Below are 24,200 nucleotides of genomic sequence, written 5' to 3' on the forward strand. Positions count from 1 at the left end.
TTCTCGAAAATAGTTCTTGAAATTCTATTCTTGATTGCATATCATCTCAACGAGTTTCGATAAGAAAGGATGCGCATGCGACCGTCTGTTGTGCTTGACATGAAGCGAAGCGCAGTGCGTGAAGCGGTAGGCCGCTTTCGCGCCGCGAACCCGCGCGTCTTCGGCTCGGTGCTGCATGGCACCGACCGGGATGGCAGCGACCTCGACCTGTTGGTCGATGCGCTGCCCGGTGCCACGTTGTTGGACTTGGGCGATTTGGAAGAAGAACTGAAATCGCTGCTCGGCGTTGACGTCGATCTGCTGACTCCCGGCGACCTGCCGCCGAAGTTCCGGGCCAAGGTGCTCGCGGAGGCGCAACCGATATGAGCGAGAACCGCCTGCCCGATTACCTCGACCACATTCAGCAGGCCGCAACCGATGTGCGCAGCTTCGTGGAAGGGATGGCCAAGGACGACTTCTTGGCCGACAAGCGCACCCAGCAGGCCGTCATCATGAGCCTGATCGTCATCGGCGAGGCGGCCACAAAGGTGATGGATGGCTACGTCGAGTTCACCCAGGCGCATGCCGACGTGCCGTGGCGCAGCATGCGCAATATGCGTAATCGCATGGCTCACGGCTATTTCGACATCAACCTCGATGTGGTGTGGGAGACGGTACAGGAATGGCTGCCGGCGTTGCTCCAGCAATTGCCCGCCGTGCGTCAGGATGCCGACGATGAAGACCGTAACGACAACTGTGAAAGAGGGATCTCCGATGACTGTTGAATCGAGAATATTTTCTGTAGCCGAGTATGTTCAGCCGTCCGAAGGCGAGCCTATTCGTTCCGTTGTGCTTGAAACCCGAGACTCAATTATCGTGGTTTGGCATGTCCATCCCGGGCAGGAAATTGCGGCTCACATTCATCCTCACGGCCAAGACACGTGGACTGTTTTGTCGGGAATGGCTGATTACTTTCAGGGCAATGGGATTGTTCGTGCCCTCAGGGAAGGTGAGATAGCCGTGGCAAGACCGGGCCAAGTGCACGGGGCGCGAAATACAGGTACCGAGCCATTTGTGTTAGTCTCGGTTGTGGCATCAGCCAATGCCGGTTTCGTATTGGCTGAGCGATAGAGCCCAATCTCTGGAGTTGGTCCAATGAGCGGTCGGGGAGATAGGTAACAGACATGCAGCGGACACGGCTGCTAAACCAGGTCGCAAACCTCCTTGCGTCGCAGCGTGCCGCAAGCGACGCGATCAATCGAATGGGGTCGGCATGAGACTGAACACCATCCAGTTCCCGACCGCGTAGCCGCCTGTCCTGCCGATCAGGTCTTGACCATCGACGCCTGGGATCAGTCCTGAATGTTCTTGGAGACCACTACGTTATGAGCCGCAGCCGCCGCAAAACACCCATCGTCGGGCACACGACCTGCGGCAGCGAGCGCGAGGACAAGAAGCTCTGGCATCAGCGCTGGCGCACCCGTGAGCGCACGGCGCTGACCAGCGCGTCGCCCGAAGCCCTGAGCGCCCATCTGCCCCTGCTGGAAAACCAGGCCAGCAGCGTCTGGTCGATGGGCAAGGATGGCCGCTCCTACTGGCCCGTCAAGCGCCAGGCCGCCACGGCGGATCGCATCGCCAATCACAAGGGACGCAACCCGCAAGAACGCGCCTCCCTGAAAAAGCGCCTGCTTACACTGTGATTCCTTCAAAATATCTCAACGAAATTTCCCGACACCTGTTTAAGCTATCTTGCTGATATTTCTGTTTTTCGATTTTTGCCGGCGCGATGCCGGCGACGTTGGCCAGCTGCCCCGGGCGCGATACTGAGATCAGTTTCTTTGAACAAAAAAACCGCCTTTTGGCGGTCAGTATTCAGTAGCTGGAACGGTAGTCTCTCCCCCGATTCCAGCGGTCTTGCCAGTGTTCGAGGAATGATTCAGCGAGCTTAGGCATGTTCCAGATCACCACCGCATTCTCCGAGTTTTTCGTTTCGGCCGCTTTGGTGAAATTAAAGCTGCCAGTTTCAACGGTCACATTATCCACGATGATCACCTTGTCATGCTGGATAGGGAAATCACTGTCAGTACGCAAAGGGATGCCGCTGTTCGCTATGTAGTTCATGGCCGCAATGCTGGCGCGCCCCGTATTGCCCCTTTCATCAATTACGATTTTCACATCAACTCCCCGTTTTTTGGCTGCTACCAGTGCTTTCATAATATCCGGGGCGGTAAAAGAATAAGCCATCATCCGTATCGAGGTTTTTGCGGAGTCAATGGCGCTCAGGACGAGAACGCGGGCGCTTCCTTCAGGCGAGTAGCCAACCTGAACGGATGGTTCCACCGCAAAGGCGGGCAGGGCGGCTGTCGTAAATGCTGCGGCCAGAAGCCAGGTTGCTAAGTTTTTCATTACAGGCTCCCGTTCACACACTGCATTTTATATTCAGGGTCAAAATAAATTTCTTTGATTTTCCGCTTTTCCATATGCACCACAACGTCAATGGTGGAGTAGAGCATTCGCATAATATCGCTCATATCGAGCATACGGCCGATAGGGGTCGCCTTGATAAGCAGCCCAATACGGTTAAAGGCATCGCGCGCAGAGTTAGCGTGCGTTGACATAACACCGCCTGGATGGCCGGTATTAAGTGCTTTAAGATAATCCCACGCAGCATCATCCCTAAGCTCAGTCATGATGATACGGCCCGGTGTCAGACGCATACAGGCTCGCAGGGCATCAGTGGCGCTGACGCGGCCGATCTTTCCTGCATCGCCGTACATCATATAAACGGCTTCTACAACGTGATCGACCGTGACTTCGTGAACGTCCTCTAAAATAATTACACGCTCGTCTTTATGTAGCGATTTTAACAGCGCGCGCGTGAGTACCGTTTTCCCCGACCCGGTTTCACCGCAGATCACGATAGTGCGTTTCTTCTCAACGGCGGTTTGCAGGAATGCGGGCCATTTTTCGCTGCTGTGCAGCTCTTTAAGGAAAAAATCATCATCCGTTAGGCTTTGCTTGCTGCCGGTAATCTTCCGGCAGTCACTGAAAATCCCCTCGCGGGTCAGCTGCTCCAGATTTTTATCGGCCGCCAAATCCTTACGAAACGCTACGGCCGTTGTACCGTCAATCACCGCAGGGGGCAGACAGATAACGCCCCTGATCCCGCCAGGCAGGATCACGTCATTAATGGCCTGCATGGTCAGCTTGTTGCTGCTCACCAACGATTTAGCAAGGTTCCTAATAAAATCTGCCGTAATTGCCGCGTTCTGCACAACCCTGCGGCCGCTGAACGTATCACAGATAACTTCCTGAAAGCAGTTAATGCGAATTTCAAAAACAGTAGGATCTTCTAAATACTCGCGCAGTGGGCCAAGTTGATAGAAAGCTGCATCAGTCATGATTACTCCTGAAGAAAAGCGGGCGCTAAGCGCCCACTTTTTTAGTTGTCTGCGAGCGTATAAACGCCGCTGAAATCGAGGTCGCGGGCAACAAAAATGCTCACCGCATCACCCTGCTGATCGTAGAGGGTAGGGGGGATAGACATGTAAGAGCGGAGTGCTTCAGACGCCAGCTGCTCACCGCTGTTTTCTGTACTGTTGTACTGAATGTTATTACTCTGCGTCTGGTTAACCAGCGCCGTTAAGGTGTCAGAGAACAACGAAATCATGATCGCACCACGCAGACGCTCCCACATATGGGTATCCACCTGGCCCGGAATCCCCGCGCTGCCGAGTGAGTTCGTTCCGGCACTGTCAATATTAACGATTGTTCCGTCCTGGTCATTGCGGATACGCTCCCAGAGAACAAACACGCGCGCCTGGCCGTCTTTGATACCACCGGTAATCTGCCCGTCAACCCATGAGCCTTTATCAATCAGCCTAACGAGTCCATCAGCTGAGTAAACGTCCTGTGAAACCCGGCAGGAAACCTGACCCGGAACAGTGGTATCCAGCTCGGTGCCGGTACCACAGGGGATCATTTTGCCTTTCGGAACAGTCAGGCTGGGATTAGCCATGACTCCAGCGCGGCTAGCCTTCAGCCTTGCAGGAGTCAGGTTTTTAGCGAGTGCTGAACTACCTTCGCTTGTTTCGTTGTCCTGGGGCTGCACTCCGGGACTATTGCTTGTAGCCGCCTGATTAGTCTGGGCCAGCTCGCCGCCCAGACGACGCTGCATAGCCAGTTCTTCAGGCGAAGGTTCTTTACGCTTATTAGAGGTACGCGCGCCGGTATTGCTGCTGCCCGCATCTGCATCTGCCTGTGCGGCAGCCTGCACAGCACGGGCATCAGTGGCGCTATTCTGCGCAGTTGCAGGTTTATTAACATCAGGATCGCTGTTAAAGCTGTAGTTTGGCAGTGTATTGGCCTGTTGCGCTTTACCACCGTCTTTATCAGCTTCAGCTTTAGCCGGGGCGCGAATTTTACCCATGACCGTAATCCCGATGAATACCAAAGCAAGCAGCGCCATCAGTATGACAAAGGCTTTCATACCAGGAGCCGAACGGCGGTTACTGCCATTAAATCCGCCACGCTCGCTTTCAAATTCACCGTCTCCGGTGTTTTCATCGAGTTCCTGATCTACATCGACACTTTTACGGGCCATCAGTTATCCTCCCCAATTTGAACCCTGCGCACATCCGGGGAAGCCGTACCGGTTGCTACCGCACCGGCGCCCGGCGCGAAATTATTATTACGAACGCCAACGACTTTATCGCCCAGACGAATACGCCACTCTTTAGCGACGGTTTCCACCTCGATGATGTTGCGGTTCTCACCCACAACATGAGAGTTAGGCAGCGTTTCTTTGCCACTGGCCGAGATCATGTAGACCTGCGGTAACTCCGCATTGGCCGGAAACTCAAACCGGGTAAAGCGGTAGTTATCCCAGACGTGAACCGGCTGGATGCTGCGCATTTCAGGCTGTTCGCTCATTACGTACTGATAGTTCTTCGCCCCCGCAAAAGCCGTCTGCTTCAGCTTCTGCGTAATGCGTTTTTTATCAGCCGCGCTTTTGGCTTTTTCCTGCTGCTCAAACGGATATTCATAGGTCAGCTGAAGAACGGCCTGGCGCACAGCCCACGGCGTTTCAATAAAGGATTTTGATACCGTACCGTCTGCATTTTTCTTCGTTTCTTCACCGATGAAATGGAGGACGATGTTATAGGTGCGCTTATCGGTGACGATCACCAGGTTGGTATCACTCATGGCCTGTTTCGGCTTCACAAAAAAATGGTTCATTTTGTGCGCAAACGTCCAGCTTTCAGAATCGCCAAAAGCATGAGTGATATAGGTTTCGTCAGGCGCGACAACAATGTGGGTAGCCACACCGGCGATAGCGTCAATTTTGACCACATTAACAGGGTTATAAACAACGCTTTTAATGCGATAGTCATAAGGAGAATTGCGGCCAACCTCAAGCGCCATAACGTTAGTGGCCGCGCCTCCCAGGACTGACAAAACGACTGCTGAAAGAAGTAGTTTTTTCATGGGGCAGCCCTCAGTTAACTTCCGGGTTGACGCGATAACTCGTCACGCGGAAACCCAGCGGGTTGACATAACGCTGCTCAGCATTCATCGCCAGCGATTTATATTCATACCCCATAATGGCAATCCAGCGCTGCGGCTGATCATCAACGGGATTGCTGCGCACGCGGCGAACCGTAGTAAAGCGTATCGTTGCTACGCCGTGCGGTTTATCGAGGATCACAGAGTTAATCTTCACGCGGGTCGTTTCACTGTCGCCCAGAACCTTATCAAGACCGTTGCGGCCCTTGAACTTGCTCTGGTAAGACTCTGCCACGTTCGGCGTGGACATTAAGCCAACGGCCGTATAGTCGACCTGAACTGAATAGAAGTCATAGCTCTCACGGTGAATGACATATTGTGTCAGCCAGAACTTATCAATTTCGTCACCATAAGAGGTCTGGTCGCGGGTCAGCTTGACCTGCTGTACTTCGTGAGTGGCCTCGTTGAGCGTTAGCAGATGTGCGGGGATTGGCTGGCTGTACTTATGCACCACGTAACCAACTAAAGAGAGTGCAAAAACAGTTACCACCGCTGAACCGGTGGCAACCATCCAGGCGGTACGCCGGGACTTCAGCACTTCATCCATCAGATCAACTTCAAGCCCTTTACGGCTTTCGTTGAACTCTTTAATGGCTTCACGTGTAAGCCCTGTTTTTTTATTAGCTTTCATTTGCACCACCTTGCGTATCAACCGGGATTGTTTTGTTTACTGGAACGGTGTTGCTCCAGTCCGGCTCCGGTGGCGGTTTATGCCCGCTGGAACAGGCGCTAATGGGGTTTGAAGGCCAATGGAACGAAAACGTACGTTAAGAATGTAATTTATTGATATTCATAAAAATAAAAAAAGGATCGCTGATTGATCCTTTTGTTTTGCTATTTGAATTTCGATAAACATTAACCACGAGAATGCAGTAGCTCGGCTATCTCATGAGCAATTTCATCGATTGTATGAGTTGCAGTACTACGAGCAACTTTGTCTGCTAATGATGGACTAAAATCGACAACTTCTTGTTTTGTAATATTATGCCATATGGGAAGCAATATTTGCTCACCAGAAATAGCACGAGTGACGATTCCATCAAGTTCATAATTTGTCCAACCTTTGCTTATAAACGCCGGAGACAAAACTACTAACCCAACACGACTGTTTGCTAAACCTTTGTCTATTTTTTGTCTCAGGCTGTCACCAATTCTTAACGTCATTTCGTCATACCATACATTAAGGCCGTGACTGATTAATGAGTTTGCCAGAGAGCGAACAAAATCATCTTTATCCTCTGAGGCATGCGAAATAAATACGTCATGTATCTCGTTGCTCTGTGCTGTTGACGGTGGTCTGTTATCTCTTACCAGACTAGGAACTTCGCTTAACGGCCTATCCTGAATTTCAGGAAGAACCCCTGGAAGAACGCGAACAGAAGCCCTGGTACTCCCCCTTAATCCCTGCATATCTACAGCAATATGCCAATGGCCTGATGAAGGGATCTGTAACCTTATGGGGGAGCGCTTTGCTAACCCACCAATGTAGGAATGTCGTCGGCCATTCTTATAACTACTGAAGTTAGAACTATCCATTAGTCTAACATTTGCACCACTGGTAAGGGTGATTTCAACAATCTCCCCTCTTTTTCTTTGACCAAGATCATTATGGATGAATTGCATGTAAGTCTGCTCTCTTCATTTGAATTGGAAGAATGTAGCCACTTCCTGATTATACTGTATCCAGTGGTTGAGAGTATCTCTTAGTGTGAAAAAATAAATTATAAGACTTTTACTCGGTATGGATGAAGATGTAAAATCCGTAAACCAGAGAATAAATGAGGAAAAAGCGTGACCAAGCACAAAGTTTTCATCAGTTACCACCATGCTAATGACCAATGGTACAAAAACGAACTTGAAAAAATGAATGATGTTTTTGATATTTTTGTGAATCGCTCGGTATCACTTGGTGACATTGATGAAGAAGAAGAACCTCAAAAGATCAGAGAAATAATAAGGGATGAATATTTACGTGATACATCCGCTCTTATTTTACTCGTTGGGACTGAGACTAAAAATAGAAAGCATGTTGATTGGGAATTATATTCATCCATGAGGGATAGTCCCAGAAACGGCAAATCAGGTATTTTTATTATAAATCTTCCTTCAACAGGGACAAACAACATTAGAGCCAGTCATGGTGAAAATGAAAAAAATGAATTTCATCCTAATATAACCGAGTGGATAACAATCAACGACAGAACAACATATAAAGAAATATATCCATATATGCCTGAAAGAGTTATCGATAACTTGATGAGTGAAAAGTCATATATATCAATAGTCAACTGGGATCAGATACACAATAACCCAGAAAACCTTAGAAAAATGATTGAGTTAACATATCAAGATAAAGATAAGTGCGAATACGTTTTTTCTACCCCAATGAGAATGCGTAATGGCTAGCAGAAACAGTAAAGGGGAGTATGATACTCCCCTTTACTTGTTACCAATCCCATTTGGTGGTGTTCACGTTAAATGTTTGTTGAACCCGTGATGTGAAAAAATCATTTACTACTTTAAAATCGTTACATATTTTACTGTAGTTATAGTATTGCTTTTGTATTTTATTTATAGGCGTCAGGTGAACTTTTAATGGTGTATTAGTTATAACATCAATAACTTCATCCTTATCTGATATATATTTATACCATCTTTTATAATTATTTTGATTTTTAGTTAAAAATTTATTTAACACCATTAACATATCATTGCTAATATTATATAACTCATTGTCTTTTTTTGGATTCAATAGTTTCATTTCATCTCTAATAAATTGATATGTCTGATAATATGATGAGATAACTTCATCGAATGCGTCCACATTTTTCTTCAACTTAAAGATAGCTCTTTTTGAATCCAGATGATTTTTTATACTTTTGCGATATAACGTACCACTTTCATTGAACAGAACATTAACGCCGCCTAAACTTAATTTCTCTACTTTAAATGAGTATTTTTTTAAAAGATATAACGCTACAATTAGCCATATAAAAATAGATATTAGTAGTATATATATAATACCAGTTACTAAAGGTTTGTTTTTATTAAATACGGTGTAAATTGAAGGTACATATAATGAAAGATCCACTGTACACATTACAGCAATTACCGCAATGAAAGCTATCGTCCAAATTATAACAAATGTTCTCACAATTCCACCTTGTCAGTTGTAAGATAATCAATCATTGATTGGTGAACGTTCTGAATTGATAATTTTATATACGGTTGAACGCGCAATACCCATATGCTTAGCTATTTCAGTTGCTCCAGTTCCTTTATCATGCATAAATTTTATTTTATTCCTGTCTATTTTCCGTTTTCTGCCAAATTTAATTCCTTTAGACTTGGCCTCAATTCTTCCTTCATTTGTTCGTTCAAAGATGCGAGTACGTTCTGCTTGTGCCACTGCTGATAGAATTGTGACGATCATCTTCCCCATTTCTCCATCGGTACTGATCCCATCATCAATGAATCGGACTGCCACACCCAAGGCATCGAATTCTTTTATTAGTTGAATCATATCGGCAGTGTCACGACCAAGACGGTCTAGCTTCTTCACCAGAATGACATCTCCATCTTCCACCTTCATGCGCAACAGCTCAAGTCCTTCCCTGGCAGCTGAACTTCCCGATGCCTTGTCCGTAAAAATACGGTTGGCTTTTACCCCCGCGTTCTTAAGTGCTCTAATTTGAATATCTAGGGACTGCTGACTGGTTGAGACCCGTGCGTAACCAAAAAGTCGCATAAAAATGTACCTTAAATCGAATATCAGACACCTTGTGTCTATTATGGCAAAAATACGATTTAATAGACAGTCCATGCCTGCCGTTTTATGCTGTCTTATAAATTATAACATTTCGGACGGTTGCGAAATTGTTAATATATAACCGTCAGGCAGGAAGGCCTATATGCCCGTCGATTTTCTGACCACTGAGCAGGAACTGAATTATGGTCGCTATGTTGCAGAACCCAATGACGTGCAGCTGGCGCGCTATTTTCATCTTGATGAGCGAGATCTTGCCTTCATTAACCAGCGACGGGGAAGGCATAACCGGCTGGGAATTGCGCTTCAGCTCACCACCGCCCGTTTTCTGGGCACCTTTCTGACAGATTTAACCCGGGTTCTGCCGGGTGTTCAGCAATTTGTCGCGGTGCAGCTTAATATCCGCCGTCCGGAAGTCCTTTCCCGCTACGCAGAACGGGATACCACCCTCAGAGAGCATACTGCGCTGATTAAGGAATATGGCACTGTTGCAAAGTTAGCGATGAGGCAGCCTTTTGTCTTATTCAAAGGCCTTACATTTCAAAAACTCTGCTTACCAGGCGCATTTCGCCCAGGGGATCACCATAATAAAATGCTGAGGCCTGGCCTTTGCGTAGTGCACGCATCACCTCAATACCTTTGATGGTGCCGTAAGCCGTCTTCATGGATTTAAATCCCAGCGTGGCGCCGATTATCCGTTTCAGTTTGCCATGATCGCATTCAATCACGTTGTTCCGGTACTTAATCTGTCGGTGTTCAACGTCAGACGGGCACCGGCCTTCGCGTTTGAGCAGAGCAAGCGCGCGACCATAGGCGGGCGCTTTATCCGTGTTGATGAATCGCGGGATCTGCCACTTCTTCACGTTGTTGAGGATTTTACCCAGAAACCGGTATGCAGCTTTGCTGTTACGACGGGAGGAGAGATAAAAATCGACAGTGCGGCCCCGGCTGTCGACGGCCCGGTACAGATACGCCCAGCGGCCATTGACCTTCACGTAGGTTTCATCCATGTGCCACGGGCAAAGATCGGAAGGGTTACGCCAGTACCAGCGCAGCCGTTTTTCCATTTCAGGCGCATAACGCTGAACCCAGCGGTAAATCGTGGAGTGATCGACATTCACTCCGCGTTCAGCCAGCATCTCCTGCAGCTCACGGTAACTGATGCCGTATTTGCAGTACCAGCGTACGGCCCACAGAATGATGTCACGCTGAAAATGCCGGCCTTTGAATGGGTTCATGTGCAGCTCCATCAGCAAAAGGGGATGATAAGTTTATCACCACCGACTATTTGCAACAGTGCCGTTAAAGTTTACCGGACTGTTGCCGATAATCTTATTAACGTTGTGACAGCCCTCTACGCAACGGTAGACCCCATAGACATTGTCAGATTTCAGACCAGCCCTCACCGGCTTGTCTTTTTTGGCAGGACGCTCCGGGGTATTAAATGGTCGTGTCTGACACACTCCATTCAGGCACACTGATACCGATAACAGATCTCGTTAATCAAAATATGATTCCTCATAAATAAGTCTGGAGGCACCAGTTATTTGTCAGGGACACCGGGGTCCGAAATAACCAGTTTCATTCACGAGTAATAAAATGAAAATCAAAGACTTTAGTGTGGGTATCAGGCTGGCTGGCAGCTTCAGCCTAATTCTGGTTCTTGTCATGATCATGACAGTGACCGGAGTGGGGTACCTGTACTCTATGCTCACTTCCACCGAGCGCGTGACGGATGAATATCTTCTGCAGGAGCGTATGGCGAATGAATGGCAGACCGGTATTGAATCAAACGGTGCGCTTGGACTGGTTCTGCTGACGTCGGGGGACCCGGATATCAGGACATATGCACAGCAGCGGATAGAGAAAACCGCTGCTCGCGTGGATATACTGCAGGATAAATTTAACAGGGAGTTTACTTCAGAGCAGGGTATTAAGCTGCTGAAAACCATTGGTGAAAAGCGTCAGGTGTATGCAGATACCCTGGTAAAAGCTCTTCAGATCAGTGAGCAGGGGGACCGTGAAGCCCTGAACAACTTCATTCGGTCACAGCAGTTACCGATCATAAATGACTACATTGCCAGTCTGCAGGCACTGGTGGAATACGAAAAAACAAGCATAGATAAAGCGGATGAAGTTATCCATGATAATGGTACGACAGCCATACTGACACTGATCATCACTGGGTGTATGGCGCTTCTTCTGGGAGGTGTGCTGGCATGGCTGATCACCAGAAGCATTACCTGTCCGTTGATTTCAGCCGTCCGGATTGCCCGGGAAGTGGCGGAAGGTAACCTGTGTGTGGAGATTAAAGTGGACTCACAGGACCAGCTGGGGCAACTGATGCAGGCACTGCGTGATATGTGCGGGAGTCTGAGTAACACCGTCCGGGAAGTACGTCAGGGAGCGGACAATATTGCGCTGACTGCAGCAGAAATCAGCAGTGGTAATACAGACCTGTCAGCCCGCACCGAAGAGCAGGCTGCCGGTGTGGAACAGACGGCGGCCACTCTGGAACAACTGACGGCCACCATAAACAATACTGCCGGCAATACAGCACAGGTTTACCAGTTTGTGACAGAAACAACGGCCATTGTGAAACAGAATGGAGTGGTCATGAGTGAGGTGTCTTCCCGGATGCAGGAGATTTACGACACCTCGTCTGAAATGACAGCCATCATCCAGGTCATCGACGGGATTGCCTTCCAGACCAACATTCTCGCGCTTAATGCTGCCGTGGAAGCCGCACGCGCCGGCGAGTCCGGCCGTGGATTTGCGGTTGTGGCCGGAGAGGTTCGTAATCTGGCTCAGCGCAGTGCTTCTGCCGCGCGGGAAATAAAAGAGCTCATTGATGACTCCGTTTCCCGCATTGCATCCGGCCGTACCCTGGTTGAAAAAGCAGACAGGGGAATGGAGGATATCATCAGTAACGTCCAGAGCATGGAAGGGCTGATTGACGAAATAGCCAAGGCCAGTCGTGAGCAGGGAGATGGTATTGCCCAGATTAACAGCGCCATGGGCCAGATAGACAGCACCACCCAACAAAATGCAGCTCTGGTGGAACAGTCTGCAGCCACTGCCGCTTCGTTGCAGAATCAGTCACGGATTCTGCAGGAGAAGGTGAGCGTATTTCGTCTCCGTGATAATAAAAAACGCGATGCTGAACGAAAAAATACCATAGTACCGACAATCAGCAACACCAGCCCGCAGAGTAAGGTTAAAGCGGTAAAGTCCGTTCGTGAAACGGAACAACACGCCAGCGAGAACTGGGAAACCTTCTGACCCCCGACAACAGCGGGATCCTGTCGTTCCCGTTTTGTCAGCCATAATCTCCCGGCATGGTGTTCGCACTGTGCCGGTTATTTAGGGGTCAGTTTGGATATCGAAAATTATTGTACTATAAGGACTTCCCCGGCATGTCAAAGCCGGTATTTATGGTTTCTGTCTGCTCTTCAGTAAAAATAAAGGGGAGAGACTGCGGTACTATAAACGGCCATGATGAATCGTCATCGATTCGGGCCCTGATGAAAGACGCGCGTGAGGTTCTTGTTCGTTAAGCGGATACGTATATCCTGTACAATAGCCAGATAGGCCTCACGGGGTCTAACCCTTTATCATCAACGAATTGCAGGTCAGATGGTTATACAGCTTCGAGCTTTAGTTGACTGAGTACAGCCGGAAATCATCACCGTAATGTAGTGATGCCCAACACAGCCGCGCATTTTTGGCGGCGATGGCCACAACAGCCCGCCAGTACCCTCTGCGCTCAACCAACATACAAACCCAACGGCTGAATGAGTCAGTCCTTTTCCCGGCGCCAATAAGCACTGAACGAGCCCCCTGAACCAGAAGCGTTCGCAGATACGAATCACCGGCTTTTGTGATCCTGCCGAGTTTCGACTTTCCCCCGCTGCTGTATTGTGATGGCGTCAGCCCCAGCCAGGCTGCCAGTTGACGTCCATTTTTAAAATCATGTGCATTACCGATACTGGCGACCAGTGCACAGGCCGTTGTGGGACCAACGCCCTTTAGCTCCATCAGCCGCTGACTGCGATGATCTGTTTTGGCTATGTGGGACAAAATTCGGTCATATTCAGTGATGTTAGCTTCAATGCGATCAACGTGTTCCATCAAATCATCAACACATTGCTGAACCTGAAGCGGTAAAGAGCTCTTCTGCACAGAAACCATGTGGCGCAGGGCATCAGCACTTTGTGGCGCGATGACACCGAATTCAGATATCAATCCTCGCAGACGATTATACGTTGCTGTTTTCTCTTCGATAAAACCCTGACGGGTACGATGTAAACACTGCATGGCCTGCTGGCTTTCGTCTTTCACTGGTACGAACCGCATATGCGGACGACGAACAGCTTCACAGATAGCCTGAGCATCAGCTGCATCATTTTTTCCTGATTTTCCGGCCATACGATAAGGCGATACAAACTTAGCAGCCATCAGACGTGGCTCATGACCATACTGCCGAAACAATCTTGCCCAGTAGTGAGCCCCGGAGCATGCTTCCATCCCGATAACACAGGGAGGCAAACTTGCAATTAACTCAGGAAGTGCAGCACGCGATACTTTAGGCTTAACCAGAACAGTTCTACCATTTTGATCAACACCGTGAACAGCAAACACATTTTTAGCAAGATCGATACCGACAGTCGTGATAGTCATAACGAATTCCTCCGGGACGATGTGTACCCCATGATTGCACAAGAGTTAATCAGGCGCATAATCAGGGGAAGTCCCTTCCATTCGTTAAGCTCATTTTTTATCATTTCTGGTTTTTTTGGAAACGTAATATTCTGGATGTTAAGACGGTCATGCGGGGACATTGAACACAGATAATCATGTCCAGGTACGAACGTCCCATATAGAGTGTGAGCATTGATCGTGCTGTATTTTCGTTTATAGTAGATAGATTCTGTATCATACAGAGCACGTGGTCAGCACTAAAGTACATTACGCTGACTTATTCTGTTCACTGAGGGCTGAGTACCTGCTTTCAAGGATTTATCTGCTGATCATGCGCATTACGCCACCCTGAGTTTTCCCTTCCTCCGCCGTACTGAGCGAGCCTCAGAACGCACGTAATAACATCCCGTCTGCGGATGTGTTTTATCGTATTTGAAACCTATGTCCTCCGGGGCTAACTACATCTAAAAACTGAGAAATTACTATGTTGCTGTCCTCGACGCGTAAGGACTGGCTGGGTAACGTCCGTGGTGACGTGCTGGCTGGTATTGTTGTCGCGCTCGCACTCATTCCAGAAGCGATCGCCTTTTCCATTATTGCCGGTGTTGACCCTCAGGTGGGGCTTTACTCCGCTTTCTGTATCCCGCTGATTATGGCCTTCTTTGGTGGTCGCCCGGCGATGATATCTTCATCAACGGGGGCAATGGCGCTCCTGATGGTGACCCTGGTGAAGGATCATGGACTGCAGTACTTACTGGCTGCCTCCGTACTGACCGGCGTATTCCAGCTGATAGCCGGTTATCTTAAACTCGGCGGGCTCATGCGCTACGTCTCACGCTCCGTGGTAACCGGATTCGTTAATGCACTCGCGATCCTAATTTTCATGGCGCAGTTACCTGAGCTCACCAATGTGACCTGGCATGTTTATGCTATGACGGCAGTAGGGCTCGCCATTATCTACCTCTTCCCGTATCTGAATAAAACAATCCCCTCACCCCTTGTCTGTATCGTGGTGCTTACGGCTATTGCCATATGGCTGCATCTGGACGTGCGTACGGTCGGGGATATGGGCAAACTGCCTGACAGTCTGCCGGTCTTCCTGGTGCCGGACATCCCGCTGAATCTTGATACGCTCCTGATTATTCTCCCTTACTCCGCAGGCCTCGCCATTGTAGGGTTACTGGAATCAATGATGACAGCCACGATTGTGGACGATATGACGGATACCCCCAGTGATAAAAACAGGGAATGCAAGGCTCAGGGCATCGCTAATATCTGCACCTCATTTGTCGGAGGAATGGCGGGCTGTGCAATGATTGGTCAGTCTGTTATCAACGTGAAATCCGGCGGTCGGGGCCGTCTGTCCACCCTCACTGCCGGTGTGGTCCTGCTGTGTATGGTAGTCTTTCTCAGGGACCTGGTCTCGCAAATCCCTATGGCCGCGCTTGTCGCCGTAATGATCATGGTTTCGGTTGGTACCTTTTCATGGCGTTCAGTTACCGACCTTAAAAGCCATCCCATTTCTACCAGCGTGGTGATGCTGGCAACAGTGGTGGTGGTGGTGGCCACTCATAATCTGGCATTCGGGGTACTGACCGGTGTGCTTATCGCTTCCCTGAATTTTGCCACTAAAGTGGCGCGTTTTCTGGCTGTCTCTTCAGAACTCAGGGAAGAGTCCCGGCTCTATAAGGTCACCGGGCAGGTGTTCTTTGCCTCCGCCGACCGCTTTATGGCGTATTTTGATTTTCGCGAAGCGGCAGAGAAAGTTGTCATTGATGTTACGCATGCCCATTTCTGGGATATCACGTCGGTCAGCGCACTGGATAAGGTGGTTATTAAATTCCGCAGAGAAGGAACAGACGTTGAGATCCGCGGGATGAACGAAGCAACCCGTACTATCGTTGATCGCTTTGGTGTTCACGATAAACCCGAAGAAGTCGAAAAACTGATGGGAGGTCATTAATGTCAGGATTTAATGCTATGGACAACACCGTTATTGCCTGCGTGGATGGATCGTCATCAACACGCGCCGTGTGTGAGTATGCAGCCTGGGTTGCCGGGAAGCTTGACGTTCCTCTTGCCCTGCTGCATGTGCTTGAAAAAAATGAACAACCGGCAGTTTCTGACCTTACGGGGGCTATCGGTATTGACAGCCGGGAGCAACTGACGCAGGACCTTGTCCGGATAGAAGGGGAGCGTAACCGCCTGCTGATGACTCAGGGACGCGCCATTCTTGCCGGATGCGCGGAACTGCTCAGCCAGATCGGTATCCCGGATGTTCAGCAACTTCAGAAACATGGCGCACTGGATATCATCCTGGCTGACCTGAAAGGTATTCGTATGATGGTGCTCGGTCGCCGGGGAGCACAGAACCCGGTTGGCAGCAATCTGGAGAGCATTATCCGCCTGCAGAAAAAGCCGGTAATGATTGTACCTGAAACTTTTTCTGTACCTTCAAGAGTCATGTTTGCGTTTGATGGCAGTGAGGAAAGCCGGAGAAACCTGCGTCGACCGACGCTCAGCCCTCTGCTGCAGAGCCTGGAATGTCATATCGTAATGGTTAACGGCGATGCTCATACCCTCGAAGAGGCAAAGCGTAGTCTGCAGTGCGCTGGCATCAGTGCGATATCCCGGTTAGCTGAAGGACGCTCGGTAACGGAGGCGCTTTGTCGTTACGCCGCAGACAACGGCGTGGATTTGATTGTCATGGGGGCATATGGGCACTCTTCCCTGCGACGTTTTTTCATCGGCAGTAACACAACTGCGATGCTCGAACAGACCAGAGTCCCGCTGTTAATGCTCAGATAAGTCGGAACCCGGAGGAAACTCCGGGAAAACTTAATTCAAGACTGGCATTAAAACCCTGAGTCGGGAAGAAAAGGCGACATTATGCAGAAAACCCTTATGATTGATGAAGTTCTTGCGCTTGCCCGGCTTAGCCAGGTTGCATTTGATAAACCCATAAAATATATGGATGACACGGATGCTGAACTCATCGCTCGTTTTAAAAAAACCATCACACCAGAACTTATTGAGCAGATGTGTCTCAGAATACTTGAGCTTGAAGCGAAGTTTCAGACTTTAAACGAATAAGCGTCAGGAATATGATAATTAAAGGCTGAACAGGGACTGCAGTAAGACGGCCAGCGGTCAGAGAGCAAAAAACGGGACTGAACTGGCTGTGATAAGTGAGATATCAGAGTGTTAACTTTACCTGCTGTGGCGGAGCTCCGCGACAGAGATGAAGGTATACCTTCATCTCTGGGTCTGAACTTTTCATTAAAAAAGGGGCTGCCGGGAGTCCTCTACAGAGATCAGAGCTTGATATTTCAGGCAATGAACGAACAGGAATTATTTCCCTGCCTGCAGGTCAGAGCCAGCTTTCGATAATGTCTCTTGATGGTATTCCTCCGGTATGTACAACGATGTTATCAACGACAACCGCCGGGGTCGCCATCACTTTGTGTTTCATTATTTCAGACAGTGACTCCACTTTTTCAAGCTGAATAGCGACGCCTCTCTCATCAGCCACCTGCTGGATAAGCCGGATGGTTGTTTTACAACCGGAACAGCCTGTACCCAGTACTTTTACATGCTTCATTTTATAATCCTCTTCAGGGAATTAACGGGAATACAACGTTAAAAATCCAGCCAACCAGTGTGAAAGAGGTCAACAACAGCAACAGCAGGGTGCACAGTAATTGCCACTTCATCACCTGTTTGAGCAGAATGAACTCAGGAAAGCTGGCAGCCACAGTGCTCATGCAAAAAGCCAGAGTTGTCCCCACTGGCAGGCCGTTCGTGATCAGACTCTCCATCACAGGGATCACACCGGTAGCATTGGAATAGAGAGGTATGCCAACCAGCACAGCTACAGGGACAGTCCACCACTGACCGGCACCGAGATGCGACGCGATCCATCCGTCGGGCACAAATCCATGCAATGCCGCACCAAGTCCTACTCCGAGAATGACCCAGAGCCAGACACGCTTAAAAATGGTGAGAGTTTCCTCTTTAGCAAAGGCATGTCGCTTTGAGAGAGGCATATGCGGTGCCATGGTAGATTGTCGGATCTCATCAGTTTGATGTTGCTGCCCGTCTCTGAGGGCATCGGCGGCAAAATCGGCTAACCAGCGTTCGGCCTTAATCCGATCAAGAAAAGCACCGCCAGCCATACCAACAGCCATTCCGACAGCAATATAAATGAGCGTGAACTTCCATCCGAGCAGGCTGACCAGAAGCAGGACGGCGACTTCATTGATAAGGGGGGATGTGATGAGAAAGGCCATGGTAATCCCGAGGGGGATACCAGCCGAAGTAAACCCCAGAAATACCGGGATACTTGAGCAGGAACAGAACGGAGTAACGGCGCCAAAGCAGGAGCCCAGTAAATACCCCATTCCACGGTGCTTACCTGCAAGATAGTTTCTTACCCTCTCAATATCCAGCGAGGCCCGTAGTATGGCCACAAAGTAGATCATGACCAGCAAGAGAACGAAAATTTTGCTCACGTCTTCGACAAAAAAGTGGATCGCCTCCCCGAGTTTGGTTGCAGGACTCAGACTAAGGCATTCATAGACCAGCCAGGTGGCAAAATCAGTGAAAATCTGGAACATAACGGACAGGCCTCACGACGGTTGTTTTTCGGGAAGACGCTGTTTGACAGAAAAGGATGCAGTTTTTTTCGATTTATTTCATTTGCTGAGAAATGTTATTGAACAGGATTTCACTGCAATAGCTTATCGGTAACCCCAGAAGGGGAAACAGATTCTTTACTTGGGAGTGAAACAACATACCCGACCATACTCATCCAGTCTGATCTGGCAATTGCTGGAAAGTTTCCTATGCAGCCTATCCCTCGCCCGGGATAAACGCGATTTGGTTGCCGCAAGTGTCAGACCATTTCGGTCTGCAAAATCAGCCTGTTTCATCCCCTCAAGATCACAGAGCGTAAGGATAATCCGATCAGACTCTGCCATTTTATCCAGGATGCGGGGCAGACAACCAGCCAGTGAGTCGACAGTTTCAGGCGTATTATCCGGCAATGATAAATCATCGTGGAGAGGCATAAATGGACGCTGCTGGCGGCTTTTATCAATAAGCAGATGCCGGGCAACCTCAAACAGCCAGGCTCTGGCATTCACGATGGCACAGAATTTCCCCTGTTGTCGTATTGCCCGGAGAAAGGTTTCCTGTATCAGATCATCAGCATCAGCCTCATTACCCACTTGTCTGAGTAACCAGCAAAGAAGTTCGTGTTCATGCTTCTTCCACGCCTTCATAAGGCAAGGCGGCGTGCCGTTCAGTTGCTCCATTTATGACTCTCTCGTTAAATACACCGCATAGCGGGAGGATATTGGTTCTGATGCTGTCGGGGATGGGGTCCGGGAACTGTCGGTGCCATGATGATGTGATGGACTGATAGCATCCGATCAGTTATCCACCTTTCGGAAACCTCTTCCTGCAACAGGGTATGCTGTCTTGTGTTCAGTATCATGCAGTAAACCGTCATGCGCAATACCATCAATTTCCGCGCATTCGGTTCCGGATAAAACGTCAAAAAAGCGGTCCGGAATCTGCCTGATAAGCCAGCTAATGACTTTTTCGATACGCATGTTAACCCCCTTTACTCAGCATCATAATTATAGATTGTAATATTCGATTTTTCGAATGTGTTGTTGACATGAATTCAGAGAGGACTAAGATGAAGCCGAACGAAACCATGGAGTATTTATGTCCCCAATCACCGCGCTTCAGCTTTTCAAAAATCTCTCGGATGAAACTCGCCTGAAAATCGTGCTGTTGCTGAGAGCGTCAGGAGAACTCTGTGTTTGCGAGCTTTGCGGAACGCTGGAGGAATCTCAGCCCAAGATATCCCGCCACCTTTCCATGCTACGGGAAAGTGGGCTGCTTATTGACCGCCGTGAGGGTAAATGGATCCACTATCGGCTTTCAGCGCACATGCCCGCCTGGGCGGCGGCAGTCATTGAGCAGGCTTATTTGAGCCAGGAAGAGGAAATTGCGCTTCTGGTCAGACGGGTTGCCCGTAACAGTTCCACAACCGGTGGCAGAGCGGTGTGTCTTTAACAGATATAAAAATCCATTAGTACATATATGATTTAACGAATTTATAGGGTGGCATTATGAATATACTATTTTTGTGTACCGGTAATTCCTGCCGCTCCATCCTGGCCGAAGCAACATTTAATGCGCTTTCACCGAAAGAGCATCATGCATTCAGCGCCGGCAGCCAGCCAAAAGGTGAAGTCCATCCCCGTTCCCTGGCTCTTCTCAGAATCAAAGAGATACCCACGGATGGGTACTACAGTAAATCGTGGGACAACCTCCCGGTGACACCTGATGTGGTGATCACGGTGTGCGGTAATGCGGCTGGTGAAACCTGTCCTGCGTATCTTGCTCCGGCAGTCAGGGCACACTGGGGAGTGGAGGATCCTGATAAGGCTACCGGGAGTGATCAGGAAATCGACGCTGCTTTCGAAAAGGCCTGGCAAATTCTTCATCACCGGATTGAAGCTTTTCTGTCGCTTCCGTCATCAGTCATTTCCGGCCCTGAAGAGCGTCTTCAGGCTGAACTGAACCGGATCGGTGAGACCATTTTTTAACTTAAACCTGAAGGAATAGAGATAATGAAAACACTGTCAGTATATGACCCGGCACTTTGCTGCAGTTCTGGTGTGTGCGGTACGGAAGTTGATCAGACTTTAGTGTCATTTTCCGCAGACGTGACATGGCTGAAACAGCAGGGTGTTTCGGTGGAACGCTTTAATCTGTCACAGCAACCGATGGCGTTTGCTGAGAATCCGACAGTTAAAGCCTTTCTTGAACGCTCCGGCGCTGAAAGCCTGCCATTGATTCTGCTGGATGGCGAGTTCGTCCTGTCCGGGCGCTATCCGACGCGCCAGGACCTGGTTCGCTGGTTTGGGATTGTTGAGGAGAAAGCTGGTAGAGCTCCGGTAAAAAGCTGCTGCGGCGGCAACACTTCATGTTGCTGAACTCAGCCGGACAGGAGCCCATCGTGAACTATCTGAACAGTATTCCGAAGTTTCTCTTTTTTACCGGGAAAGGCGGGGTCGGAAAAACCTCGCTTTCCTGCGCAACGGCTATTCGTCTTGCTGATGAGGGAAAACGTATCCTGCTGGTCAGTACCGATCCGGCGTCAAATGTGGGGCAGGTTTTCGGGCAGCAGATCGGTAATACCCTGACGGTCATCTCTGCCGTCCCTGGAATCACAGCGCTTGAGATCGATCCGCAGGCGGCTGCACAACAATATCGTTCCCGCATCGTTGATCCGGTTAGAGGCGTTCTTCCCGAAGAGGTGGTGCGCAGCATTGAAGAACAGTTATCCGGTGCCTGCACAACAGAAATTGCTGCCTTTGATGAGTTCACCGGCCTGCTGACCGATGACGCGTTACTGAATGATTTTGACCATGTGATTTTTGATACCGCCCCTACAGGACACACCATTCGCCTGCTCCAGCTGCCGGGAGCCTGGAGCAGTTTTATCGAGACAAATCCTGACGGTGCGTCCTGCCTTGGTCCGCTGGCCGGACTGGAAAAACAACGAGAACGCTACTCGCACGCCTTATCGGTACTGGCAGACGGGGAAAAGACACGGATAATTCTGGTCGCCCGCGCTCAGCAGTCAACGCTGGCTGAAGTCGCCCGCACGCATGATGAACTGCTGCATGTCGGTCTTAAGCACCAGTACCTGGTGATAAACGGGATGATGCCGGCCGGAGAAGCCTCACAGGACAATCTTGCCAGTGCGTTGTACCAGCGAGAACAACGTATTCTTTCCGGAATGCCGCCGGTACTTACCGCACTACCGACTGACAGGTTAAGCCTGCAGCAGGAAAATCTGGTTGGAGTGAAGGCACTTCGGCGTCTGCTGGACAAAGATAACATCCCATGTGTATCAGCTGATGCGATATCACGCTCTGAGGTCATCTCTGCACCGTCCCTTGAAACGCTGGTTGATGATATTGCCAGGGACGGACATGGTCTGGTGATGTTGATGGGCAAAGGGGGCGTGGGAAAGACCACTCTGGCCGCTGCTGTCGCCGTGGCGCTTGCAGACAAAGGGTTTGATGTTCACCTGACCACCTCCGATCCCGCAGCTCACCTTGAAAACACCCTGAACGGACAATGCCATAATCTCCAGGTCAGTCGTATCGATCCGCATACGGAGACAGAGCGCTACCGGGAACATGTTCTTGCCACGAAAGGAAATGCTCTGGACACACAGGGACGCGCGTTACTGGAAGAAGATTTACGCTCTCCCTGTACGGAAGAAATTGCCGTGTTCCAGGCGTTTTCCCGTGTGATCAGGGAAGCCGGGAAGCGTTTTGTGGTCATGGATACAGCCCCGACGGGCCATACCCTGTTGCTGCTTGATGCGACGGGTGCCTACCATCGTGAAGTGGCCAAACGGATGGGAGATAAGGGACATTATCTGACACCAATGATGCAGTTGCAGGATCCTGAGCGGACCAAAATTATGCTCGTTACCCTGCCTGAAACTACCCCAGTTCTGGAAGCTGCCGGTTTACAGGAGGATTTGCGCCGGGCCGGGATTGAACCCTGGGCATGGCTCATCAATAACAGTCTGGTCGCAACAGAGACAACTTCACCGCTGTTATTGACGAGGGCCGCACACGAAGCTACTCAAATCAATAAGGTCAGGACCGAGCTGGCCTCTCGTATGGCGCTGATCCCTCTGCAACAGGAAGCGCCGACGGGTATTGAGCAACTGCAACGTCTGATCCGTCAGGCGGAAAAATAATAAAGAAGGGCGGGTATCGTTCTGCCCGACAGGAGGTTTTATGTGGCTGGCTGCAGCTATTTTTATTCTGACCATTGTACTGGTCATCTGGCAACCCCGCGGACTGGGAATTGGCTGGAGTGCGATGCTCGGCGCCGCACTTGCACTGATTTCAGGCGTGGTTCACGTCGGTGATATTCCGACCGTCTGGCATATCGTCTGGAATGCGACGGCAACATTCATTGCGGTCATTATCATCAGTCTGTTACTCGACGAATCGGGTTTCTTTGAATGGGCTGCTCTGCACGTCGCACGCTGGGGAAACGGGCGCGGACGCTGGTTGTTTACCTGGATTATTTTACTGGGTGCTGCGGTAGCGGCCCTGTTTGCCAACGACGGAGCGGCGCTGATCCTGACACCTATCGTAATTGCCATGCTACTCGCTCTGGGATTCAGTAAAGGCACAACGCTGGCGTTCGTCATGGCAGCAGGGTTTATCGCGGACTCAGCCAGCCTGCCGCTCATCGTTTCGAACCTGGTAAACATCGTCTCGGCAGATTTCTTTAAACTCGGGTTCAATGAATACGCGTCAGTTATGGTGCCGGTTGATATCGCTGCCATCATTGCCACACTGGTGATGCTGCATCTGTATTTCCGCAAGGATATTCCTGCAACCTATGAAATCTCCCGTCTGAAAGCACCTGAAGAAGCTATCCGCGATCTGAACACCTTCCGGACAGGCTGGGGCGTACTGGCTCTATTGCTGATCGGGTTCTTTGGTCTTGAACCTCTGGGGATCCCCGTCAGCGCAGTTGCTGCTGCCGGGGCACTTATTCTGTTTCTTGTCGCCAAAAAAGGACATGCGATTAATACCGGAAAGGTGCTTCGCGGAGCCCCCTGGCAGATTGTGATTTTCTCCCTGGGTATGTACCTGGTGGTCTACGGGCTGCGTAATGCCGGACTGACTGACTACCTGTCAGCCGTACTTAATCAGTTTGCCAGCCAGGGGCTGTGGATGGCCACGCTGGGCACGGGCTTCCTGACCGCCTTCCTCTCCTCGATCATGAATAACATGCCAACCGTCCTGGTGGGAGCACTGTCTATTGATGGCAGCACGGCGACCGGGGTGATTAAAGAGGCCATGATTTACGCCAATGTTATTGGCAGCGATCTGGGACCCAAAATCACCCCTATCGGCAGTCTGGCCACCCTGCTGTGGCTACATGTACTGGCGCAGAAAGATATCCGGATCTCCTGGGGATATTACTTCCGGGTCGGCATTGTAATGACCCTGCCCGTGCTGTTTGTGACGCTTGTTGCCCTGGTATTACGTTTATCCGTTTCGTTGTGATTAACCTGGCTCCGGTCGTCACGGACCTGTGCCCGTCAAACCTGAAGAGAGTGATT

General features: G+C 49.8%; 29 protein-coding genes and 1 pseudogene. 15 read left to right on the forward strand and 15 right to left on the reverse strand.

What is annotated here, in order from left to right:
- Positions 1–75: 75 nt before the first annotated feature.
- The 4 genes from C2U53_RS02925 to C2U53_RS02940 all read left to right on the forward strand — a co-directional run bounded on the left by C2U53_RS02925 (position 76) and on the right by C2U53_RS02940 (position 1,679).
- Complete coding sequence (locus C2U53_RS02925; RefSeq protein ID WP_001247892.1) at positions 76–366, forward strand: nucleotidyltransferase family protein; 291 nt, start codon at positions 76–78, stop codon at positions 364–366.
- A complete protein-coding gene (locus C2U53_RS02930; RefSeq protein ID WP_104445629.1) occupies positions 363–764 on the forward strand; it encodes a DUF86 domain-containing protein in 402 nt (133 codons plus the stop codon). The genes C2U53_RS02925 and C2U53_RS02930 overlap by 4 nt, the downstream gene beginning before the upstream one ends.
- Complete coding sequence (locus tag C2U53_RS02935; RefSeq protein WP_000215515.1) at positions 754–1,110, forward strand: cupin domain-containing protein; 357 nt, start codon at positions 754–756, stop codon at positions 1,108–1,110. Before C2U53_RS02930 ends, C2U53_RS02935 begins: the two co-directional genes overlap by 11 nt.
- 254 nt (positions 1,111–1,364) lie before the next feature.
- Positions 1,365–1,679, forward strand: coding sequence for a hypothetical protein (locus C2U53_RS02940; protein WP_000091613.1), 315 nt, complete (start codon positions 1,365–1,367; stop codon positions 1,677–1,679).
- A 172-nt stretch (positions 1,680–1,851) separates the two neighbouring features.
- Here the strand turns inward: C2U53_RS02940 and C2U53_RS02945 are convergent, their stop codons facing one another.
- The 7 genes from C2U53_RS02945 to C2U53_RS02975 form a co-directional block, all read right to left on the reverse strand.
- Positions 1,852–2,385, reverse strand: coding sequence for a phospholipase D family protein (locus C2U53_RS02945; protein ID WP_000792636.1), 534 nt, complete (start codon positions 2,383–2,385; stop codon positions 1,852–1,854).
- A complete protein-coding gene (locus C2U53_RS02950; protein ID WP_012561144.1) occupies positions 2,385–3,380 on the reverse strand; it encodes an ATPase, T2SS/T4P/T4SS family in 996 nt (331 codons plus the stop codon). The genes C2U53_RS02945 and C2U53_RS02950 overlap by 1 nt, the downstream gene beginning before the upstream one ends.
- A gap of 41 nt (positions 3,381–3,421) precedes the next feature.
- Positions 3,422–4,582, reverse strand: coding sequence for a type IV secretion system protein VirB10 (gene virB10, locus C2U53_RS02955; RefSeq protein WP_012561145.1), 1,161 nt, complete (start codon positions 4,580–4,582; stop codon positions 3,422–3,424).
- A complete protein-coding gene (locus C2U53_RS02960) occupies positions 4,582–5,466 on the reverse strand; it encodes a TrbG/VirB9 family P-type conjugative transfer protein (RefSeq protein WP_000735066.1) in 885 nt (294 codons plus the stop codon). The genes virB10 and C2U53_RS02960 overlap by 1 nt, the downstream gene beginning before the upstream one ends.
- 10 nt (positions 5,467–5,476) lie before the next feature.
- Positions 5,477–6,175 carry a virB8 family protein gene (locus C2U53_RS02965; protein WP_000646594.1) on the reverse strand — a complete coding sequence of 233 codons (699 nt, stop codon included), beginning with the start codon at positions 6,173–6,175 and terminating at the stop codon, positions 5,477–5,479.
- Positions 6,165–6,278, reverse strand: a complete 114-nt coding sequence (locus C2U53_RS30675; protein WP_072205861.1) for a conjugal transfer protein TraN — start codon at positions 6,276–6,278, stop codon at positions 6,165–6,167. Before C2U53_RS30675 ends, C2U53_RS02965 begins: the two co-directional genes overlap by 11 nt.
- A gap of 121 nt (positions 6,279–6,399) precedes the next feature.
- Positions 6,400–7,167, reverse strand: a complete 768-nt coding sequence (locus C2U53_RS02975) for a DUF1883 domain-containing protein (RefSeq protein WP_001159650.1) — start codon at positions 7,165–7,167, stop codon at positions 6,400–6,402.
- Positions 7,168–7,335: 168 nt separating this feature from the next.
- Between C2U53_RS02975 and C2U53_RS02980 the strand changes: the two genes are divergently transcribed.
- Positions 7,336–7,950 carry a TIR domain-containing protein gene (locus tag C2U53_RS02980; RefSeq protein WP_000160641.1) on the forward strand — a complete coding sequence of 205 codons (615 nt, stop codon included), beginning with the start codon at positions 7,336–7,338 and terminating at the stop codon, positions 7,948–7,950.
- Positions 7,951–7,990: 40 nt separating this feature from the next.
- On the opposite strand, the gene C2U53_RS02985 is transcribed toward C2U53_RS02980, so the two are convergent.
- Together C2U53_RS02985 and C2U53_RS02990 are read right to left on the reverse strand one after the other, a co-directional pair.
- Positions 7,991–8,698 carry a hypothetical protein gene (locus tag C2U53_RS02985; protein ID WP_001258875.1) on the reverse strand — a complete coding sequence of 236 codons (708 nt, stop codon included), beginning with the start codon at positions 8,696–8,698 and terminating at the stop codon, positions 7,991–7,993.
- A gap of 27 nt (positions 8,699–8,725) precedes the next feature.
- Positions 8,726–9,292 (reverse strand): recombinase family protein, encoded by a 567-nt coding sequence (locus tag C2U53_RS02990; protein ID WP_004098835.1) that lies wholly within the window; start codon positions 9,290–9,292, stop codon positions 8,726–8,728.
- Between the two features lie 163 nt (positions 9,293–9,455).
- Here C2U53_RS02990 and C2U53_RS02995 point away from each other — a divergent pair.
- Positions 9,456–9,791, forward strand: a pseudogene (locus C2U53_RS02995) (DUF4158 domain-containing protein); the annotation flags it as partial.
- A 52-nt stretch (positions 9,792–9,843) separates the two neighbouring features.
- On the opposite strand, the gene C2U53_RS03000 reads toward C2U53_RS02995, so the two are convergent.
- Entirely contained in the window at positions 9,844–10,548 is a 705-nt protein-coding gene (locus C2U53_RS03000) for an IS6-like element IS26 family transposase (protein ID WP_059331711.1), read from the reverse strand.
- 361 nt (positions 10,549–10,909) lie between these two features.
- On the opposite strand from C2U53_RS03000, the gene C2U53_RS03005 reads away from it, so the two are divergent.
- Positions 10,910–12,592: a methyl-accepting chemotaxis protein gene (locus tag C2U53_RS03005; RefSeq protein WP_070083098.1), complete on the forward strand. Its 1,683-nt coding sequence runs from the start codon at positions 10,910–10,912 to the stop codon at positions 12,590–12,592.
- A 375-nt stretch (positions 12,593–12,967) separates the two neighbouring features.
- Here C2U53_RS03005 and C2U53_RS03010 read toward each other — a convergent pair whose 3' ends face one another.
- The gene (locus C2U53_RS03010; protein WP_000156887.1) at positions 12,968–13,990 is read right to left on the reverse strand and encodes an IS110 family transposase; all 1,023 of its coding nucleotides are present in this window, start codon (positions 13,988–13,990) and stop codon (positions 12,968–12,970) included.
- Positions 13,991–14,495: 505 nt separating this feature from the next.
- Here C2U53_RS03010 and C2U53_RS03015 point away from each other — a divergent pair.
- From C2U53_RS03015 to C2U53_RS03025, 3 genes are all read left to right on the forward strand, one after another.
- A complete protein-coding gene (locus tag C2U53_RS03015; protein ID WP_032951231.1) occupies positions 14,496–15,974 on the forward strand; it encodes a SulP family inorganic anion transporter in 1,479 nt (492 codons plus the stop codon).
- A 17-nt stretch (positions 15,975–15,991) separates the two neighbouring features.
- Positions 15,992–16,819 carry a universal stress protein gene (locus tag C2U53_RS03020; protein WP_032951234.1) on the forward strand — a complete coding sequence of 276 codons (828 nt, stop codon included), beginning with the start codon at positions 15,992–15,994 and terminating at the stop codon, positions 16,817–16,819.
- Positions 16,820–16,900: 81 nt separating this feature from the next.
- Complete coding sequence (locus tag C2U53_RS03025; RefSeq protein ID WP_032951236.1) at positions 16,901–17,104, forward strand: hypothetical protein; 204 nt, start codon at positions 16,901–16,903, stop codon at positions 17,102–17,104.
- Positions 17,105–17,381: 277 nt separating this feature from the next.
- Here C2U53_RS03025 and C2U53_RS03030 read toward each other — a convergent pair whose 3' ends face one another.
- The 4 genes from C2U53_RS03030 to C2U53_RS03045 all read right to left on the reverse strand — a co-directional run bounded on the left by C2U53_RS03030 (position 17,382) and on the right by C2U53_RS03045 (position 19,626).
- Positions 17,382–17,612 (reverse strand): thioredoxin family protein, encoded by a 231-nt coding sequence (locus C2U53_RS03030; RefSeq protein ID WP_021314637.1) that lies wholly within the window; start codon positions 17,610–17,612, stop codon positions 17,382–17,384.
- A 13-nt stretch (positions 17,613–17,625) separates the two neighbouring features.
- Positions 17,626–18,627, reverse strand: coding sequence for a permease (locus tag C2U53_RS03035; RefSeq protein WP_032951239.1), 1,002 nt, complete (start codon positions 18,625–18,627; stop codon positions 17,626–17,628).
- 156 nt (positions 18,628–18,783) lie between these two features.
- A complete protein-coding gene (locus tag C2U53_RS03040; protein ID WP_032951250.1) occupies positions 18,784–19,326 on the reverse strand; it encodes a sigma-70 family RNA polymerase sigma factor in 543 nt (180 codons plus the stop codon).
- Positions 19,327–19,443: 117 nt separating this feature from the next.
- Positions 19,444–19,626, reverse strand: coding sequence for a hypothetical protein (locus tag C2U53_RS03045; protein WP_025714552.1), 183 nt, complete (start codon positions 19,624–19,626; stop codon positions 19,444–19,446).
- A 118-nt stretch (positions 19,627–19,744) separates the two neighbouring features.
- On the opposite strand from C2U53_RS03045, the gene C2U53_RS03050 reads away from it, so the two are divergent.
- Genes C2U53_RS03050 through C2U53_RS03070 form a run of 5 tightly spaced genes read left to right on the forward strand, consistent with a single transcriptional unit; the run spans position 19,745 to position 24,144 of the window.
- A complete protein-coding gene (locus tag C2U53_RS03050; RefSeq protein WP_025714553.1) occupies positions 19,745–20,098 on the forward strand; it encodes a metalloregulator ArsR/SmtB family transcription factor in 354 nt (117 codons plus the stop codon).
- Positions 20,099–20,154: 56 nt separating this feature from the next.
- The gene (locus tag C2U53_RS03055) at positions 20,155–20,634 is read left to right on the forward strand and encodes an arsenate reductase ArsC (protein WP_032951254.1); all 480 of its coding nucleotides are present in this window, start codon (positions 20,155–20,157) and stop codon (positions 20,632–20,634) included.
- 24 nt (positions 20,635–20,658) lie between these two features.
- Complete coding sequence (gene arsD, locus C2U53_RS03060; RefSeq protein WP_032951256.1) at positions 20,659–21,024, forward strand: arsenite efflux transporter metallochaperone ArsD; 366 nt, start codon at positions 20,659–20,661, stop codon at positions 21,022–21,024.
- 23 nt (positions 21,025–21,047) lie between these two features.
- Positions 21,048–22,814, forward strand: a complete 1,767-nt coding sequence (gene arsA / locus C2U53_RS03065; protein ID WP_032951359.1) for an arsenical pump-driving ATPase — start codon at positions 21,048–21,050, stop codon at positions 22,812–22,814.
- A gap of 40 nt (positions 22,815–22,854) precedes the next feature.
- Positions 22,855–24,144: an arsenic transporter gene (locus C2U53_RS03070; RefSeq protein ID WP_032951259.1), complete on the forward strand. Its 1,290-nt coding sequence runs from the start codon at positions 22,855–22,857 to the stop codon at positions 24,142–24,144.
- Positions 24,145–24,200 lie beyond the last annotated feature (56 nt).

The sequence above is a fragment of the Citrobacter sp. CFNIH10 genome (genome assembly GCF_002934585.1).
Lineage (GTDB): Bacteria > Pseudomonadota > Gammaproteobacteria > Enterobacterales > Enterobacteriaceae > Citrobacter_A > Citrobacter_A amalonaticus.